The 15,788-nt window shown below is 72.3% G+C and carries 14 protein-coding genes and 1 pseudogene; 7 read left to right on the top strand and 8 right to left on the bottom strand.

Going from position 1 to position 15,788, the window contains the following annotated elements; translation table 11 throughout:
• Positions 1-82 precede the first annotated feature (82 nt).
• Positions 83-1,003 (top strand): SGNH/GDSL hydrolase family protein, encoded by a 921-nt coding sequence (locus tag ACIBG6_RS12270; RefSeq protein WP_399222507.1) that lies wholly within the window; start codon positions 83-85, stop codon positions 1,001-1,003.
• A gap of 58 nt (positions 1,004-1,061) precedes the next feature.
• On the opposite strand, the gene ACIBG6_RS12265 is transcribed toward ACIBG6_RS12270, so the two are convergent.
• Positions 1,062-3,548 carry a glycoside hydrolase family 3 protein gene (locus ACIBG6_RS12265; RefSeq protein WP_399222506.1) on the bottom strand — a complete coding sequence of 829 codons (2,487 nt, stop codon included), beginning with the start codon at positions 3,546-3,548 and terminating at the stop codon, positions 1,062-1,064.
• A 140-nt stretch (positions 3,549-3,688) separates the two neighbouring features.
• On the opposite strand from ACIBG6_RS12265, the gene ACIBG6_RS12260 reads away from it, so the two are divergent.
• Positions 3,689-4,264: a TetR/AcrR family transcriptional regulator gene (locus tag ACIBG6_RS12260; RefSeq protein WP_399222505.1), complete on the top strand. Its 576-nt coding sequence runs from the start codon at positions 3,689-3,691 to the stop codon at positions 4,262-4,264.
• Positions 4,265-4,466: 202 nt separating this feature from the next.
• Here the strand turns inward: ACIBG6_RS12260 and ACIBG6_RS12255 are convergent, their stop codons facing one another.
• Positions 4,467-4,871, bottom strand: a complete 405-nt coding sequence (locus tag ACIBG6_RS12255; protein ID WP_399222705.1) for a hypothetical protein — start codon at positions 4,869-4,871, stop codon at positions 4,467-4,469.
• On the opposite strand from ACIBG6_RS12255, the gene ACIBG6_RS12250 reads away from it, so the two are divergent.
• Entirely contained in the window at positions 4,785-5,594 is an 810-nt protein-coding gene (locus ACIBG6_RS12250; RefSeq protein ID WP_399222694.1) for a LysR substrate-binding domain-containing protein, read from the top strand. The genes ACIBG6_RS12255 and ACIBG6_RS12250 overlap by 87 nt on opposite strands.
• 7 nt (positions 5,595-5,601) lie before the next feature.
• Entirely contained in the window at positions 5,602-6,315 is a 714-nt protein-coding gene (locus tag ACIBG6_RS12245) for a carbon-nitrogen hydrolase family protein (protein ID WP_399222503.1), read from the top strand.
• A gap of 114 nt (positions 6,316-6,429) precedes the next feature.
• Here the strand turns inward: ACIBG6_RS12245 and ACIBG6_RS12240 are convergent.
• The 5 genes and pseudogenes from ACIBG6_RS12240 to ACIBG6_RS12220 all read right to left on the bottom strand — a co-directional run.
• A pseudogene (locus tag ACIBG6_RS12240) lies at positions 6,430-7,488 on the bottom strand (RNA-guided endonuclease InsQ/TnpB family protein); the annotation flags it as partial.
• 303 nt (positions 7,489-7,791) lie between these two features.
• Positions 7,792-8,607 (bottom strand): pectate lyase, encoded by an 816-nt coding sequence (locus ACIBG6_RS12235; RefSeq protein ID WP_399222502.1) that lies wholly within the window; start codon positions 8,605-8,607, stop codon positions 7,792-7,794.
• Positions 8,608-8,619: 12 nt separating this feature from the next.
• Entirely contained in the window at positions 8,620-9,471 is an 852-nt protein-coding gene (locus ACIBG6_RS12230) for an EI24 domain-containing protein (protein WP_399222501.1), read from the bottom strand.
• Between the two features lie 85 nt (positions 9,472-9,556).
• The gene (locus ACIBG6_RS12225) at positions 9,557-9,979 is read right to left on the bottom strand and encodes an organic hydroperoxide resistance protein (protein ID WP_399222499.1); all 423 of its coding nucleotides are present in this window, start codon (positions 9,977-9,979) and stop codon (positions 9,557-9,559) included.
• A 63-nt stretch (positions 9,980-10,042) separates the two neighbouring features.
• Positions 10,043-11,062: an NADP-dependent oxidoreductase gene (locus ACIBG6_RS12220; protein ID WP_399222498.1), complete on the bottom strand. Its 1,020-nt coding sequence runs from the start codon at positions 11,060-11,062 to the stop codon at positions 10,043-10,045.
• Between the two features lie 106 nt (positions 11,063-11,168).
• Here ACIBG6_RS12220 and ACIBG6_RS12215 point away from each other — a divergent pair, with 106 nt between their 5' ends.
• Positions 11,169-11,609 carry a MarR family transcriptional regulator gene (locus ACIBG6_RS12215; RefSeq protein ID WP_317594711.1) on the top strand — a complete coding sequence of 147 codons (441 nt, stop codon included), beginning with the start codon at positions 11,169-11,171 and terminating at the stop codon, positions 11,607-11,609.
• A 25-nt stretch (positions 11,610-11,634) separates the two neighbouring features.
• On the opposite strand, the gene ACIBG6_RS12210 is transcribed toward ACIBG6_RS12215, so the two are convergent.
• The gene (locus ACIBG6_RS12210) at positions 11,635-12,549 is read right to left on the bottom strand and encodes a hypothetical protein (protein WP_399222497.1); all 915 of its coding nucleotides are present in this window, start codon (positions 12,547-12,549) and stop codon (positions 11,635-11,637) included.
• A 396-nt stretch (positions 12,550-12,945) separates the two neighbouring features.
• Between ACIBG6_RS12210 and ACIBG6_RS12205 the strand changes: the two genes are divergently transcribed.
• On the top strand, positions 12,946-14,007 hold the full coding sequence (locus tag ACIBG6_RS12205) for a rod shape-determining protein (RefSeq protein WP_399222495.1): 1,062 nt from the start codon (positions 12,946-12,948) through the stop codon (positions 14,005-14,007).
• A gap of 70 nt (positions 14,008-14,077) precedes the next feature.
• Positions 14,078-15,772: a GAF domain-containing protein gene (locus ACIBG6_RS12200; RefSeq protein WP_399222693.1), complete on the top strand. Its 1,695-nt coding sequence runs from the start codon at positions 14,078-14,080 to the stop codon at positions 15,770-15,772.
• Positions 15,773-15,788: the final 16 nt, after the last annotated feature.

The raw sequence follows: 15,788 nt of genomic DNA, 5'->3' as shown, positions 1-15,788 counted from the left end.
TCATCGGTGTGACGTACGGTCGGTCCGGAAGCCGGTGGACACGAACCTTTCACCCGGCAGGACGCCGAAGGAGGGCCCGGGGATGCGCGGTCGAGGCACTTTCCGTACCGCACGCCGTGTCACTTTCCGTGCCACGGCGGCGCTGTTGTGCGCGGGGGTTCTCTTCGGCTGTACGGCCGAAGGGCCTGACGCGGTGGCTCCGGTTCCGACGCCGACTCCGAAGTCCACGCCGACTCCGAAGCCCGCGCCCAGTCCGACGTCCCTGTGGGACGTCTCCCCCGGCTCCGTCGCCGCGGTCGGCGATTCCGTCACCCGCGCCTTCGACGCCTGCGCGGTCCTGGCGGACTGCCCCGAGGTGTCCTGGGCGACCGGGACGGACAGGGCCGTCAACAGCCTGGCGCTGCGGCTGCTCGGACCGGAGAAGGTGGCCGCCCGCAGCTGGAACCTGGCGCGGACGGGGGCGCGGATGGCGGAGCTGCCGGAGCAGATGGCGGGGGCGGCGGCCGAGAAGCCGGAGCTCGTGACGGTGATGATGGGCGCCAACGACGCCTGCCGGCCCACGCCGGAACTCATGACCCCGGTCGCGGACTTCCGCTTGTCCTTCGAGACGGCGCTCGCCCGGCTGCGGGCGGGCGCGCCGAAGGCGCAGGTGTACGTGTCGAGCGTGCCGGACCTGAAGCACCTGTGGTCGACCGGGCGGCTCAGCCCGGCGGGTCTGAGGGCGTGGAAGCTGGGGATCTGCGGCTCGATGCTGGCGGACGCGGAGGACCTGGGTCCGGCGGCGGAGCGGCGGCGGACGACGGTGCGGGCGCGGGTGGTGGCGTACAACAGGGTCCTGGAGGAGGTCTGCGCCGAGGACGAGCGCTGCCGGTACGACGACGGGGCGGTCTTCGGTTTCCGTTTCGACGGCGGGCAGTTGAGCCCGTGGGACTGGTTCCATCCGAGCAGGGACGGCCAGGCGCGGCTCGCGGAGCTCGCGTACCGGCGGATCACGAAGGAGTGAGGAGCCCCGGGACGGTTGTCAGGTGCCGTCCCGGGGCCCGGTCGGGGGGATCGCGCGGTCAGATCTCCAGGGTGGCGGTCAGGCGCGCGTCCGTCAGGGAGTGCGCGGCCACGACCTCGTAGAGGCCGGGGACGAAGGCCCAGTCGTTCTTCTCCTCGTCCCAGATCTCGAAGGCGCGGCGGGGCAGCGCGATCTCGGTCTCGACGGTCTCGCCGGGCGCGGCCTCGACGCTCGCGAAGGCGACCAGCCAGCGCACCGGGCGCTCGTGGGTCGCGCTCTGCGCGCCCATCGGCACAGTGGCGGCGGGCGCCAGGTAGATCTGGACGACCTCGCGGCCGGTGCGGTCGCCGGTGTTGGTGAGCCGGACGGTGACCGTCTCCTGGCCGGCGGTCAGGGAGTCGTACGCCCAGGTGGTGTAGCCGAGGCCGTGGCCGAAGGCGTACGCGGGGACGGCGCCGGCCTTGTCCCAGGCGCGGTAGCCGATGAAGACGCCCTCCGTGTAGTCGAGGGCGCCCTCGGTGGGGGTGACCTCGGTGACGGGGACGTCGGCGAGGACGGCGGGCCAGGTGGTGGGGAGGCGGCCGCCCGGCTCCTCGGCGCCGGTGAGGACGTCGGCGAGGGCGTCGCCGCCCTCCTGGCCGGGGAACCAGCTGAGCAGGATCGCGGCCACGTCCTCGCGCCACGGCATCTCGACCGGGGAGCCGGCGTTGACGACGACGACGGTGTTCGGGTTGGCGGCGGCGACGGCCCGGACGAGCTCGTCCTGGCGGCCGGGCAGGGCGAGGTCCTTGCGGTCGAAGCCCTCGGACTCGACGCGCTCGGTCGTGGCGACGACCACGACGGCGGTGTCGGCGGCGCGGGCGGCCTCGACGGCTTCGGCGATCAGTTCGTCGGGGTCACGGCGCGGACCGAGGTGGACGAAGGAGAACATGACGGCCGCCAGCGGGGCCGCGAACTCCTTGCTCAGGGTGTGGCGCAGGGAGACCTCGACGGTCTCGCCCGCGGTGAGCGCGACCTTGGCGCGCTCGACCGGGGAGCCGAAGAAGGCCTCGAAGGGGTCGCTCTCGGGGCCCATCACCTGGACGCCGTCGAAGACGGTGACGCCGCCGACGGAGAGGGTGAAGGCGCCGAGGCCGCGGGTGCCGAAGGCGTGCTCGCCGGATTCGCGCGGGGTGAAGGTGCCGAGGACCTCGATGGAGGCGAGGGTGTCGTGGGTGACGCCGGCGGGCAGGTCGTCGCCGATCCACTGGACCTGGCCGTTGGGCAGGGAGCCCTCGCCGAGGAGTCGGCCCTCGGCGTCGCGGCAGCGGGCGCGGAGGGTGAAGCCCTGATCGGCGGGGGCGAGTTCGTCGCTGGGGTCGGCGCCGATGGTGAAGGTGAGGGCGCCGTCGGGCAGGGCGGCGGTGAGGCCGGCGAGCGGGGAGACGATGTGCTCGGGGAAGACCTGGGCGGAGCCGCCCCCGAGGACGCGGGCGTCGCGGGCGCCGGCGCCGGAGAGGGCGACGGTGCCGCTCTTCAGGGGCAGGGCCGCGTTCTCGTTGCGGACGAGGACGAAGCCGCGGCGGGCGATCTCGCGGGCGAGGGCGTCGCCGTCGATGGCGGCCGGGTGCTCGGTGACGACCGCCGGGGCGCCTTCAAGGGCGCCGACGCGGGCGGCGAGCCGCAGGACGTTGCGTACGGCCGCGTCGACGGTGGACTCCTCGACCTCGCCGGCGCGGACGGCGGCGGCGAGGGCCTCGCCGTAGACGGTGACGGGGCCGGGCATGGCGACGTCGAGGCCGCCCTCGATGTCGCCGGTGGTGGAGCGGGCGGCCATCCAGTCGGAGACGTTGTAGCCGTCGAAGCCCCACTCGCCGCGCAGGACCTCGTTGACGAGGTGGCGGTGTTCGGTCATCGTCACGCCGTTGACCTGGTTGTAGGCGGTCATGATGCCCCAGGGGTGGGCGTTCTTGACGATGGCCTCGAAGGGGGCGAGGTAGAGCTCGCGGAGGGGGCGCGCGGCGATCTTGTTGTCGACGGTGAAGCGGTCGGTCTCGGCGTCGTTGGCGACGAAGTGCTTGACCGTGGTGCCGACGCCGCCGTCCTGGACGCCCTGGACGTAGCCGGTGCCGATCTCGCCGGTGAGGTACGGGTCCTCGCTGTACGCCTCGAAGTGGCGGCCGCCGAGCGGCGTGCGGTGCAGGTTGACGGTGGGCGCGAGGAGGACGTGGACGCCCTTGCGGCGGGCCTCCTGCGCGAGGAGGCGGCCGGCGCGGCGGGCGAGCGCGGGGTCCCAGGCGGCGGCGAGCGCGGTCGGCGACGGCAGGGCGACGGACGGGTCGTCGGCGGTCCAGCGGACGCCGCGGACGCCGATGGGACCGTCGGACATGACCAGGGAGCTCAGCCCGATCTCCGGCAGCGCGGGCAGGGACCACATGTCCTGGCCGCCGAGCAGCCGGGCTTTGGTGTCCAGGTCGAGCTCGGCGAGCGCCGCCTCGACGGCCGCTTCCCTGATGGATTCGGCGCTGATGTTCTCCGCGCCGATGCCCGTGGTCGTCTCCGCCATGGCCGTACCTCCTCATTGACGTACCCCGATGGCCCCATCGTGCACCCACTTACCTGTAGATCGGTAGGTGACGTTATGATTCCGTTATTTTCGGCGGAGCGGTACGGTCTCGGGAAGACGTCAGGAGAGGGGCCGAGGCGATGGTGCGGGCCAGGAGCGAGGAGCGACGCGTGGAGATCCTGCGCGCCGCTCTCGAAGTGATCGCCGAGCGCGGCTACCGGGGCGCCACCCTCGGCTCCGTCGCCGAGCGCGTCGGGCTGACCCAGCAGGGGCTGCTGCACTACTTCCCGACGAAGGAGGCGCTGCTCATCGCGGTCCTGGAGGAGCGCGACCGCTGGGACACGAGCGGCGGCCGGGACCGCGAGAACTGGCGGCTCGACCTGATGGAGTCCCTCGTCGAGTACAACGCGATGCGACCGGGGATCGTGCAGACCTTCTCCGCCCTGCTCGGCGAGAGCGTCACGGACGGGCACCCGGCGCGGGAGTTCTTCACCGAGCGGTACGGGCAGGTGCGGGCGAGCATGGCGGACGTGCTGCGCCTGGAGTTCGGCGAACGGCTACCGAGCGGGCTCACCCCCGAGGAGGCGGCGCCGATCCTGACGGCGGTGGTGGACGGGCTCCAGTACCAGTGGCTGCTCGACCCGGCGGCGGTGGACATGCCGGCCGCCTTCCGGGACTTCCTGCGACTGCTGCGCGGGGAAACCCCTCAGGCCTGAGCCGGGGTTCGGGTGCGGGGCCGACGGGATTCGAACCCGCGAGACTCGACCGCCAGGTCCGGCGACCGGCCGCTCTCCCCGGGCGTGAGGACCTCCACCACCCGGCTCCGCAATCGACCGTGCTCTGCCACGGCCCCGCACCCTCGCGGGACCGCGCGATCCCGCATGCACCGGAGTGTAGGGGCCCAACACCGGTCGCCCGCTAGCGGATTACGGCCGCCAGGTCCCGGTCGCGCAGGGCCGGGTCCGCGGTCAGGGCCGTGTGGACGGCCTCCAGGACGGGCAGTTTCGCGGCCGCCGTGGCCAGGGCGACGTCCTTCGCGGCGAGCGCGACGGGGAAGTGCACGCCCGTGGCGGTGGCGCGGCCGACGGCGCCGGCGAGCGGGCCCGCGGCGAGGGTGCGCAGCGCGAGTTCGCGGGGCAGACCGAGGGAGCCTGCGAGGGCCAGCGCCTCGCCGATGAGGGCGCCGCCCGCGCCCTCGGCTACACCCAGTCCGCGGTCTCCCGCCAGGTCCAGTCCCTGGAGGACGAGACGGGTGCGGCGCTGTTCGAGCGGCTGCCGCGCGGGGTGCGGCTGACGGAGGCGGGCCGGGTGCTGCTGCCGCACGCCGAGGCGGTGCGCGACCGGCTGGTCGCGGCCCGGGCCGAACTGGAGGCGCTGCGGACCCTGGAGGGCGGGCTGCTCCGGCTCGGTTCGTTCTCCAGCGCCAACGCGGCGCTCGTCCCCCGCGCCCAGGCCGCCTTCCGCACCCGGCATCCGGGCGTGGCCGTCACCCGCACCGAGGGCCCGTCGGTGAAGCACCTGGCGCAACTCGCCGCCGGGGAGCAGGACCTGACGGTGGTCAGCCCGGCCCTCGGCACTCCCCCGCCGGAGGGCGTGACGCTCCAACACCTCCTCGACGAGCCGATGCTGGTGGCCCTGGAGCGCGGCCATCCGCACGCGGGGCGGCGGGCGGTGCGGCTTGCCGAGCTCGCCGACGAGGAGTGGATCGTCGGTGCCGAGCGCCTGGAGGACACCCTCTTCCGGCCGGCCGTCGCCGCCGGGTTCCGGCCGCGCACCGGACTGATGGCGCACGACTGGATCGCCAAGCTCGGGGCGGTCGCCGCGGGGCTGGGCATCACCCTCGTACCGGCGCTCGCGGCGGCGGCCGTACGGCGGGACGTCACGCTGGTCACGATCCACCCGGACGACGTCCCGTACCGCCGGATCTGCGCCGCGACCCCACCGGTCCCGACCGTGGCGGCGACCGCCTTCCTGGAGCAGCTCCGGGAGACGGCGGAGGCACTGCGGGGCTCCCGGGGGTTCCCGCGCGGCGGGCGGGCGGGATGATGGGGGCATGATCGTCGCAGCCACCCAGTTCGCCCCGGTCGCCGGGGACATCGACGCCAACGTCCGTACGATCGCCGGGCTCGTCCGGGCCGCCGGGGCCGAGGGGGCCCGGGTGGTCGTCTTCGCCGAGCTCTGTCTGAGCGGGTACGAGCCGTCCCTGATCCGGGACACGCCCGGCCTCGTCCTCGCCGAGGACGACCCCCGGCTCGAACCCGTACGGGAGGCCTGCCGGGAGGTCTCGGCGGCGGCCGTGGTCAACGGTCCTGTGCGGACGGCCGACGGGCGGACCGGGGTCACCTCGCTGGTCATCGGGCCGGACGGCGGCCTCCTCGCCCGTTACGACAAGCAGCACTTGTACGGGATCGAGGCGGAGGTCTTCGCGCCGGGCGCCGTCGACGGGCGTTTCGCGCTCGACGGGGTCCGGTTCGCCCTGGCCACCTGCTACGACAACCGCTTCCCCGGGCTTGCCGAGCGGGCCGTCGCCGACAAGTGCACGGTGTATCTGGCGAGTTCGGTGCTCTCCGCCGACAACGACTCGTTCGAGACGGTGTATCCGGTGCGGGCCCGGGACTTCGGCCTGTCCGTGGTCCTCGGCAACGCCCTCGGGGCCAACGAGGACGGGGTGGCCGTCGGCCGGGCCGGGACCTGGGGCCCGGACGGCGAGCGGCTCGCGGACGCGGGCGGGTCGGAGCCGGGGTACGTACTCGCCGAGGTCGGCTGAGCACGAGGAAACCGGGCGGCCGTTGATCCGTGGTACGGGGCGCTCAGGCCCAGCGCGTACGCACCGGAGCCGCTGCAGTATGGACCACGTACCGGTATTGACTTCCGCTCCCCCCTAAAGGGCGGGGATTCCTGCCACGGTCGGCTGACCGTCTCGGTGGGTTCCTGCTTCGCCGCGCTGTGCCGGTACGCGTACCGGTCTTACCTGCGCTCGACAGGCTGACACCGCCAGTCCGGCGGCCTTGGCGATGTTGATCGCCGCGTTGATGTCCCGGTCGAGGACGGTTCCGCAGCCCTGGCACTCCCACACACGGATGTGCAGGGGTTTGGGACCGTCCTTGGTCCCGCATACGCAGCAGACCTGGATGGTGGGCTCGAAGCGTCCGATACGGATGAAGGTCCGGCCGTACAGGGCGGCCTTGTACTCCAGCATCGTCACGAACGCGGCCCATCCGGCGTCGTGCACGGACTTGGCCAGACGCGTACGGGCGAGCCCATTCACCGCCAGGTCCTCCACGGCCACCGCTTGGTTCTCGCGGATGGCCTTCGTGGAGAGCTGGTGGTGGAACTCACGCCGCGCGTCGGCCACCCGCGCATGCGCGCGGGCGACCTTGACTCTGGCCTTGTCCCGGTTGTTCGAGCCCTTCGCCTTACGGTTCAGGTTCCGCTGGGCCTTCTTGAGCTTCTTCTCCGCCCGCCGAAGAAACCGCGGAGCGTCGACCTTCGTACCGTCCGAGAGGACCGCGAAGTGCCCGAGCCCCAGGTCGATACCGACGACCGGTTCCACCTCCGGCAGCGAGGCCGGATCGGTCACCACCACGAACGACGCGAAGTATCGCCCGGCCGCGTCCTTGATCACCGTCACCGTGGACGGCGCCGACGGCAGTGCACGGGACCACTTGACCCGCACGTCCCCGACCTTCGGGAGCGACAGATCCCCGCCAGGAGTGATCTTCCACTTCGCGTTCGCGGTGAACCGGACAGCCTGCCGATCGTCCTTCCGGCTCTTGAACCGGGGTGCGCCCATTCGCGGGCGCTTGCCCTTGAGGCCGTCGAAAAAGTTCCGGTACGCGGTATCCAGGTCCCGCAACGACTGCCGCAGGACGACGGCCGAGACCTCGCCGAGCCAGGACCGTTCGGCGGTCCTCTTCGCTTCGGTGATCAGCAGGGTAGAGGCGCAAGGAGTACCGGAGCTGCATGACGATCACCGTACGATCACCGCCCCACGATCCGGCACCGGAACATTCGTTCCAGTTGTCACCGTGCGTTCGGCTTCCACATACTGTCCAGCCTGCGACTCACAGCACTCCTCAGGATCGCTTCATCACTCGCTGCGGCACCGGGTGGCCGACCGGAAGATGCACTACGACCTGATCGCGGCGGGCTCGCCTCCTGCCGCGACTGGTGGGCCGCGCGGCCCGAACTGCACCCGGTCCTCGAAGGCTGAGGAGCCCGAGGACCGGGGGCTGTCGCCGGATCAGTCGTAGGAGAGGTCTCCGGCCGCGTAGCGGCAGGTGGTGCCGTCCGGTCCCGTGCCGATCTCCTTCGGCTCCTTGCCGGTGTCGTTGCCGGTGAAGCGGGTGCACGGTTTGATCTTCTTCTTGGCGTCGCCGTGGATCCGGACGTTCCGCAGGCTCGCGGTGTCGCCGTAGTTGGCGTTGACGCCGACGATCGACTTGCCGGGCGTGGTGATGTCGACGTCGTTGATCAGGATCGTGCGGGGGTACTGCTTCTTGCAGTTGCCGCAGGAGCGGACCAGCTTGCCGAAGTCGGAGACCTGGAACTTGGTCACGACCAGCTTGCCCGCGCCGTTGAACTGGAAGACCTTGTCGGACGCGCCCTTCGCGCCGCCGCCGTGGACCGCGTACACCGCCGTCTTCGCGGTGCCCTTGAAGGTGGCGGCGTCCTCGCCGACGTTCTCCCACCAGACGTTCTGCAGGGTGCAGCTGCCGAGGCAGTGGACCCCGTCGGCGGCGGGGGTGCCGATGATCACGTTCTTGAGGGTCGCGCCGTCCTTGAGGACGAAGAGCGGCTGCTGGCTCTCGCTCTGCCCGTCGGAGCCGAGCTCACCGGTGCCGGAGAAGCGCTTGAGCTTGCCGTCGTAGGTGCCCGAGACCTCGATGGTCGTGGCGACCGGCGTACTGCCCTTGGCCTGCGGCCAGGCGGCCGCCGTCGCCGCGCCCGCGGGGGCGAGCAGGGTGGTGGTGACGATGGCCGCGCCGGTGATGCCGAGGGCGCTCAGGCCGCCGACGACCGCGCGGCGGCGGCCCGTCTTCCGCTTGTGTGACGTCATGGTGCTCTTTCCTCAGTGGGGGAGGTGCTGCACCCCCTGGTCGCCACCGGAGGACGGAAGGTTGCCGCGCTCTTGATCATTTCCCTGGGAGTCGCCTCGGGAGTCGCCGTCCCGATCCCCGCCGGCCGTCTCGCCGCGCAGGTCGCGGGCCATGAGGGTGGCTCCGGCGACGGCTCCCGGCATCAGGAAGACCGCGACGAACGGCACCAGGAAGGAGAGGGTCAGCGGCACGCCGAAGCCCAGGGTGACCATGCGGCGGCCGCGCAGCAGCGCGAGACGTTCCTTGAGCTCGACGCCCCGGCGCTGGAGGGCGACGGACGCGAGCTCCTGGGTGAGGAAGAAGCCGGAGACGCAGAAACCGAGGACGGGGACGACGGTCTGGCCGATCACCGGGATGAAACCGCAGGCGAAGAGCAGGATGCCGTAGAACGCGACCCGCAGCAGGACCCGCAGGCTGTCGCGGGCCGAGATCCACAGCTCACGCCAGAGCGGCAGCCCGGACTCGGGCACGTCGCCGCCCTCGCTGCGGTCGACCTCCTCCGAGAGGGACTCGTAGAAGGGCTGGCCGACGAGAAGGGTCACGGCGGTGAAGGTGATGACCGCGAGGAACAGCCCGAAGGCGAAGACGAGGCCGGTGACCGTGCCCCGGAAGATCCCGCGCCAGGGCGAGGTCCAGTCGTCGGCGAACGGCGTCACCCAGGCCGCCAGGTCGTCGGCGCCGTAGCCGAGGCCGACGAGCGCCCCCACGTAGAGCACGAGGGTCACGAGCCCGGGCAACAGCCCGAATCCGAACCACCGTCCGTGCCGGCCGACCCACTTCTGGCCCTGTACCAGGTATCTGAAACCCACCCCGAGATCACGCATGGGAGTCACCCTACTGAGGAACGCGGTGAGGGCCGCACCCCGGTCGGTCGGGGTGCGGCCCTCACTCAGTGTGCGGGTCCGAAGCTCAGACGGCGAGCTCTACGGTGATGTTGCCGCGGGTCGCCTTCGAGTACGGGCAGACCTGGTGGGCCTTCTCGATCAGGCTCTTGGCCGTCTCGGCGTCCACGTTCGGGATGGTCGCCGAGATCTTGACGATGATGCCGAAGCCGTCGTCGTTCTTGCCGATGCCCACCTCGGCGGTGACCGTCGAGCCCGAGATGTCGGCGCTCTCGTTGCGCGCGACGACGCCCAGCGCGCCCTGGAAGCAGGCGCTGTAGCCGGCCGCGAAGAGCTGCTCGGGGTTCGTGCCGGCGCCGGAGCCGCCCATGGCCTTGGGCGGGTTGACGACGACGTCGATCTGACCGTCGTCGGTGGCGACCCGGCCGTCCCGGCCGTTCTCGGCGGTGGCGACGGCGGTGTAGAGAACGTCGGAGTGCTGAATGGACATGCTGGTCATTCCTTCGTCAGTTCGCCGCGACTCGCGCCCACGATCGCGACGGCTGAGGGAAGCCTAGCGGTTCACCGAAACGATCATCTTTCCGGTGTTGTCCCCGCGCAGCAGTCCGAGGAAGGCGTCCACGCCGTTCTCGATGCCGTCGACGAAGGTCTCGCGGTGCTTCAGCTCGCCGGAGCCGAGCCAGCCGCCGACCTCCTGGACGAACTGGTTCTGCAGGCCGTAGTGGTCGCCGACGAGGACGCCCTGGAGGCGCAGCCGCTTGCCGATGATCATCGCCATGTTGCGCGGGCCCGCGACCGGCTCCGTGTCGTTGTACTGGGCGATCATGCCGCAGATGGTGGCGCGGCCGTGCACGTTGAGCGAGGAGATGGCGGCTTCGAGGTGGTCCCCGCCGACATTGTCGAAGTAGACGTCGATGCCGTCCGGGGCGGCCTCGCGGAGCTGGTCCTTGACCGGGCCGTTCTTGTAGTTGAAGGCCGCGTCGAAGCCGAGCTCCTCGACGAGGAACTTCACCTTCTCGTCGGAGCCCGCGGAGCCGATGACCCGGGAGGCGCCCTTGAGGCGCGCCATCTGGCCGACCTGGCTGCCGACGGCCCCGGCCGCGCCGGAGACGAAGACGGTGTCGCCCTCCTTGAAGGAGGCGACCTCGAAGAGACCCGCGTAGGCCGTGAGGCCGGTCATGCCGAGCACGCCCAGGTAGGCGGAGAGGGGGGCGAGCGCCGGGTCGACCTTGGTCGCGTGCTGCGCCGGGACGTCCGCGTACTCGCGCCAGCCCAGACCGTGCAGGACGTGGTCGCCGACGGCGAAGCCCTCCGCGTTGGACGCGACGACCTCGCCGACCGCGCCGCCGTCCATGGGCTGGTCGAGCTTGAACGGCGGGATGTACGACTTCACGTCGTTCATCCGGCCGCGCATGTACGGGTCGACGGAGAAGTGCAGGTTGCGCACGAGGATGCGGCCCTCTGCGGGCTCGGCGACCGGGGTCTCGCGCAGGGCGAAGTCCGCGGCGGTCGGCCAGCCGTGCGGACGGGCGACGAGGTGCCACTCACGGCTGGACGCGGGAAGAACGGACATGAGCACGGCCTCCAGATAAAGCTTCAGAACACAAATGATTCACTGACTGAAACAACCATGCGCCTTGATATTTCATGTTGTCAAGTATCCGGGTAGGATGAAGCCCATGGCCACCTCACGCACGGACCCCCTGACCCTCGAAGTCGTCGAGCTGATCGGCACGGTCGTGGCGCGCTACTACGAGGAGTACGAGCAGGCGGCCGCTCAGCACTCGCTGACCGGCGCGCAGGCCAGGGTCCTCGGGCTGCTCTCGCTCGACCCGCTGCCGATGCGACGGATCGCCCAGAAGCTGAAGTGCGAGCCGTCCAACATCACGGGGATAGTCGATCGCCTGGAGGCCCGCGGCCTGGTCGAGCGCCGGCCCGACCCGGACGACCGGCGGGTCAAGCTGGCCGTCCCCACGGACGAGGGCCGGGACACCGCCCGGCGGCTGCGCGAGTCACTGGACTTCGCCCGCGAGCCCCTCGGCGAACTGACCGAGGTCGAGCGGACCCTCCTGCGGGACCTGCTGAAGCGGATGCTCGGCGAGGACGCGGTGCAGGTCTAGGAGAGTCCAGGGGCTCCGCGCGTCCTCAGACGCACCACCAGAGGAAGCGGGTGCATTCCGGCGTCGGGGTCGGGGTCGGCGTGGGGCTCGCGGGCGGCGCCGCCGTCACCGTGCCGGACGGCGAGCCGCTCGGGGTGGGCCCGGTGCCCGTGGGCGTCGCCGTCGGCGTGCCCGAGGCGGTCGGCGTGCCGGGCTGCGTGACGTCGGGCGTGGCGGACGGGGACGCCGTGCGCGTGGGCGTCGGCGATTCCGCCGGGTCGCCCCCGGGCCCCTCCCCCGTACCGGAGCCGGAGCCCGAGCCGGATCCCGATCCCGTGCCGGATCCCTTACCGGAGCCTGAGCCCGAACCCGTACCGGAGCCCGAACCGGAGGCGGATCCCGAGCCGGATCCCGAGCCGGATCCCGAGCCCGTGCCCGATCCCGTGCCCGATCCCGCGTCCACCTGATGCTCGCGGGTGGGCGCGTTCGTGCTCGGGGCGTCCGTGACCGCGGACGGGCCGGAGCCGTCCGGCGGTGCGGCGCTCTCGGTGGTCTCGGCCGGGGTGGGCGGCGACGAGGTCTCGACGACCTCCTGCTCCTGCACGGCCGTGGCCGCGCCGCTCGCCTCCGGCTCCTCCATGGCCAGCTGCACCACGCCCAGCGTCCCTGCCGCGAGGACCAGGCCCACCGTCCCGAGGAGCGCCGTACGCCCCCGGCGCGCCCGCGCCCGTCTGCTCCCGCGCGACGCGGACCGGCCCCGCGCGGCGGTACGGGCGGCGCGGCGGCCACCCGTGGCGGGCCTCGGCGGCTCGACGACGTCCAGTTCGTAGACGTACTCGGGCTCGGCGGGCGGAACGGGTACGTGGGGGGTCTCGTACCGCAGTTCCTCGACGGGGGTCCCGCACCCGGCACAGGCGAGGGCCCCGTTGAGATGCCGCCGGCACGCGTGGCAGTAGTCCATGGGGCCCGCAGGCTATGCGGCGCGATGCGGCGGCAGGTAGGCGCGGAAGTGAGGATCCTGTGAGGAAACCGCAGGTCGTCGGCGGTGCGTCGCGATTCTCCCGCTTCGGTAAGGATCGTCTCGGACCACACCGGGGCCTCTTCCGCCGCTCGCCCGGCGCCCGTCCGGCTGCCTCCCGAGGCCCGTTCGGATGCCTTCCGACGGCCATCCGGGTGTCTTCCGGAGCCCGTCCGGGTGCCTTCCGCGCCGCGCCGCCGCCACCGCCGCCGTCCCCCGGGTGACCCCGGGCGGCGCAGCCCAGCGCGCGCCTGGCCCAGGGCGGTCGCACGATGCGAACAGGACCGCGCAACGCGAAACACCTCGCCCGTGCCAGCACCGCATTCCGGAGGATCCGCCGTGACCGTCAGCCTTGAGCAACTGCGCCGTTGCCATGTCGCCGTCGACCTGGGGGCCGCACGCACCCGGGTCTTCGTCAAGGGCGCCGGACTCGTCGTCGACGAGCCCAGCGTCGCCGCCGTCAACACCCGTACAGGAGCGCTGATCGCCGTCGGCGCGCTGGCCGAGAAGATGACGGGCCGCACCCCCGACTACATCCGGGTCGTCCGCCCCGTCTCCGGCGGCACGGTCGTCGACATCGAGATGGCGCAGCGGATGCTCCGCCACCTCCTGGGCGAGAAGCTGCGCCGCCAGCTCCGCCGCAAGCCGCGGCTGCGCGCGGCGGCCTGCACGCCCCACGACAGCGACCCCCTCGCGCAGCGCGCCGCCGTGGAGACCCTCGTCGGTCTCGGTGCGCGCCGGGTCGAGCTGGTCGACACCCTGATCGCCGCGGCCGTGGGCTGCGGCCTCCCCGTCGAGCAGCCGACCGCGACCATGATCCTGGTGTGCGGCGCGGCGACCACGCAGGTCGCGGTGCTCTCCCTCGGCTCGATCGTGACGGCCGAGCGGATGCCCATCGGCGGCGACGCCATCGACCACGCCGTCATCCAGCACCTGCGCCACCACCACGAGCTGATGCTGCCGAGCCAGTCGGTGCGCCCGCTCCAGCTCGCCCTCAGCGGCAACGGCCTGACGCCGCACGGTCCGGCCTCTACGGAGATCCACGGCCGGGACGTCGCCACGGGCCTGGCCCGCTCGGTGATCGTCGACACCGCCGCCGTACGGGAGGCGATCCACACCCCGCTGACGGCGGTCCTCGACGGGATCGGGAAGGTGCTGCGCGACTGCCCGCCGGATCTGGTGGCCGACCTCGCGGACCGCGGGATCATGATGGTCGGCGGCAGCGCCCTGCTGCCGGGCCTCGACCAGATGCTGCGCGAGGCGACCGGCATGCCGGTGCACATCGCCGAACGGCCCGACGTGTGCGCGGTCCTGGGTCTCGGCGCGATGCTGGAGGGCAAGGTCCAGCCGATGGTCCTCGACCCGCTGTCGGTACGCGACCCGCTCGCCGACGACGTCTGAGCCCTCGAACCAGCGCTCGAATGAGCCCTCGAAATCGCCCGATTCGTATGACGATGAGACCATGACGATCATGGACGAAGCCGAGCACGAGGACGTGGACGGTGCGGTCGAGGGCGGTGTGGACGAGGACGGTGCGGACGAGGACGGTGCGGACGAGGACGGCGCCCGACTGCCCCTGCTGCTCGAAGCGGTCCTCAGTGTCGGTACGGATCTCGAACTCCACGCCACCCTCCAGCACCTCGTGGACTCGGCGACCGAGCTGACCGGGGCCCGCTACGGGGCGCTCGGCGTCGTCGACCCCGAGCGCAACCGGCTCACCGAGCTCTTCACCTCCGGCATGACCGAGGAGGAGCGGCAGCGCGTCGGCCGTCTCCCCGACGGTCACACCGGGCTGCTCGGAGTCCTGACCCGGGACCCTCGGCCCCTGCGGATCGACGACCTGACGGCCGATCCGCGCTCGTCCGGAGTCCCCGAGGGCCACCCGGAGATGCGTTCCTTCCTCGGCGTCCCGATCCGGGTGCACACCCAGGTCTTCGGCGATCTGTACCTCACCGAGAAACGGAAGGGAACGTTCACCGAGCAGGACCTCGCCCTCCTCCGGGTCCTCGCCTCCCAGGCCGGGATCGCCATCGGCAACGCCCGTCTGTACGAGACGACCCGGCAGCGCGAGCGCTGGATCGAGGGCGCGGCGGCCGTGACCACCGCCCTCCTCACCGGCGAGTCCGCCGCGAACGCCCTGATGACCGTCGCCGAACAGGCCCGGATCCTCGCCGACGCCTCGGCCGGTGTGGTCCTCCAGCCCACGCCGGAGGGCGGGATGGAGATCGTCGCCGCCTCGACCAACGACGACCCCGGCGATCTGGTCGGCACGACGATCGCGCCCGGCTCCCCCGTCCTCGTCCAGCTCCTCGGCGGGGAGCCCGTCTTCGTGGAGGACTCGGCGACGGATCCCCGGATGACCACCCATGTCCGGTCCCGTTTCGGCCCGTCGATGATGCTGCCGCTCCAGAGCGGCGGGAAGCTCATCGGCACCCTTGCTCTCCCCCGGCGGCGCGGCGGCTCGCCGTACACGGCGGTGGACCGCCTGCTGGCCTCGCAGTTCGCCTCGCAGGCGGCGCTCGCGCTGGTCCTCGCGGGCGCCCGGCACGACCGGGAGCGGCTGGCGGTGTACGAGGACCGGGACCGGATCGCGCGGGACCTGCACGACCTGGTCGTCCAGCGGCTGTTCGCCACGGAGATGATGTTGGAGTCGACCCGCCGGCGGGCCCTCGGCGCGTCCGGATCCGGCGGCTCCGGCCCGGGCTCCACCGGCTCCACCCCCGGCTCGACTCCCGGCTCGCCCCCTGACCCCACCCCGGACTCCACCCCCGATTCCAGACCCGACTCCGAAGAGAGCCTGCTCCTCGGCCGGGCCGTGGACGAGCTGGACTCGACGATCCAGGAGGTCCGGACGACCATCTTCGCGCTCCAGCAGCCGCCGGCGGACGCACCGACCTCCTTCCGCGGCCGGGTGCTGCGCGAGACCGGCGGGGCGGCGGCCCTGCTCGGCTTCCAGCCGTCCGTGCACTTCTCGGGCGCGGTCGACACGCTCGTGGAGGACGCGGAGGCCGGGAAGCTCCTCGCCACCCTGCGCGGGGCGCTCGCGGCGGCCCACCGGCGGTCCGGGATCAGCGCGATCACGGTCGAGGTGACGGCCGGCGGTGACGGCGTACGGCTCCGCGTCGAGGACGACGGGACCCCGCCGACCACGGTCGTCTGGCCGTAGCGGCGTCAGGGCTGCC

The organism is Streptomyces sp. NPDC050842 (genome assembly GCF_044456565.1).
Taxonomy (GTDB): Bacteria; Actinomycetota; Actinomycetes; order Streptomycetales; family Streptomycetaceae; genus Streptomyces.
This window is presented reverse-complemented; position numbering and strand designations above follow the sequence as displayed.

Excerpts from the sequence above, each read along its gene's own strand:
- ACIBG6_RS12245 (WP_399222503.1), top strand. The coding sequence starts at position 5,602 with ATGATCGTCGCAGCCACCCAGTTCGCCCCGGTCGCCGGGGACATCGAC.
- ACIBG6_RS12200 (WP_399222693.1), top strand. The coding sequence starts at position 14,078 with ATGGACGAAGCCGAGCACGAGGACGTGGACGGTGCGGTCGAGGGCGGT.
- ACIBG6_RS12220 (WP_399222498.1), bottom strand. The coding sequence starts at position 11,062 with ATGTCCGTTCTTCCCGCGTCCAGCCGTGAGTGGCACCTCGTCGCCCGT.
- ACIBG6_RS12235 (WP_399222502.1), bottom strand. The coding sequence starts at position 8,607 with ATGACGTCACACAAGCGGAAGACGGGCCGCCGCCGCGCGGTCGTCGGC.
- ACIBG6_RS12230 (WP_399222501.1), bottom strand. The coding sequence starts at position 9,471 with ATGCGTGATCTCGGGGTGGGTTTCAGATACCTGGTACAGGGCCAGAAG.
- ACIBG6_RS12260 (WP_399222505.1), top strand. The coding sequence starts at position 3,689 with ATGGTGCGGGCCAGGAGCGAGGAGCGACGCGTGGAGATCCTGCGCGCC.
- ACIBG6_RS12215 (WP_317594711.1), top strand. The coding sequence starts at position 11,169 with ATGGCCACCTCACGCACGGACCCCCTGACCCTCGAAGTCGTCGAGCTG.
- ACIBG6_RS12210 (WP_399222497.1), bottom strand. The coding sequence starts at position 12,549 with ATGGACTACTGCCACGCGTGCCGGCGGCATCTCAACGGGGCCCTCGCC.
- ACIBG6_RS12270 (WP_399222507.1), top strand. The coding sequence starts at position 83 with ATGCGCGGTCGAGGCACTTTCCGTACCGCACGCCGTGTCACTTTCCGT.
- ACIBG6_RS12265 (WP_399222506.1), bottom strand. The coding sequence starts at position 3,548 with ATGGCGGAGACGACCACGGGCATCGGCGCGGAGAACATCAGCGCCGAA.
- ACIBG6_RS12225 (WP_399222499.1), bottom strand. The coding sequence starts at position 9,979 with ATGTCCATTCAGCACTCCGACGTTCTCTACACCGCCGTCGCCACCGCC.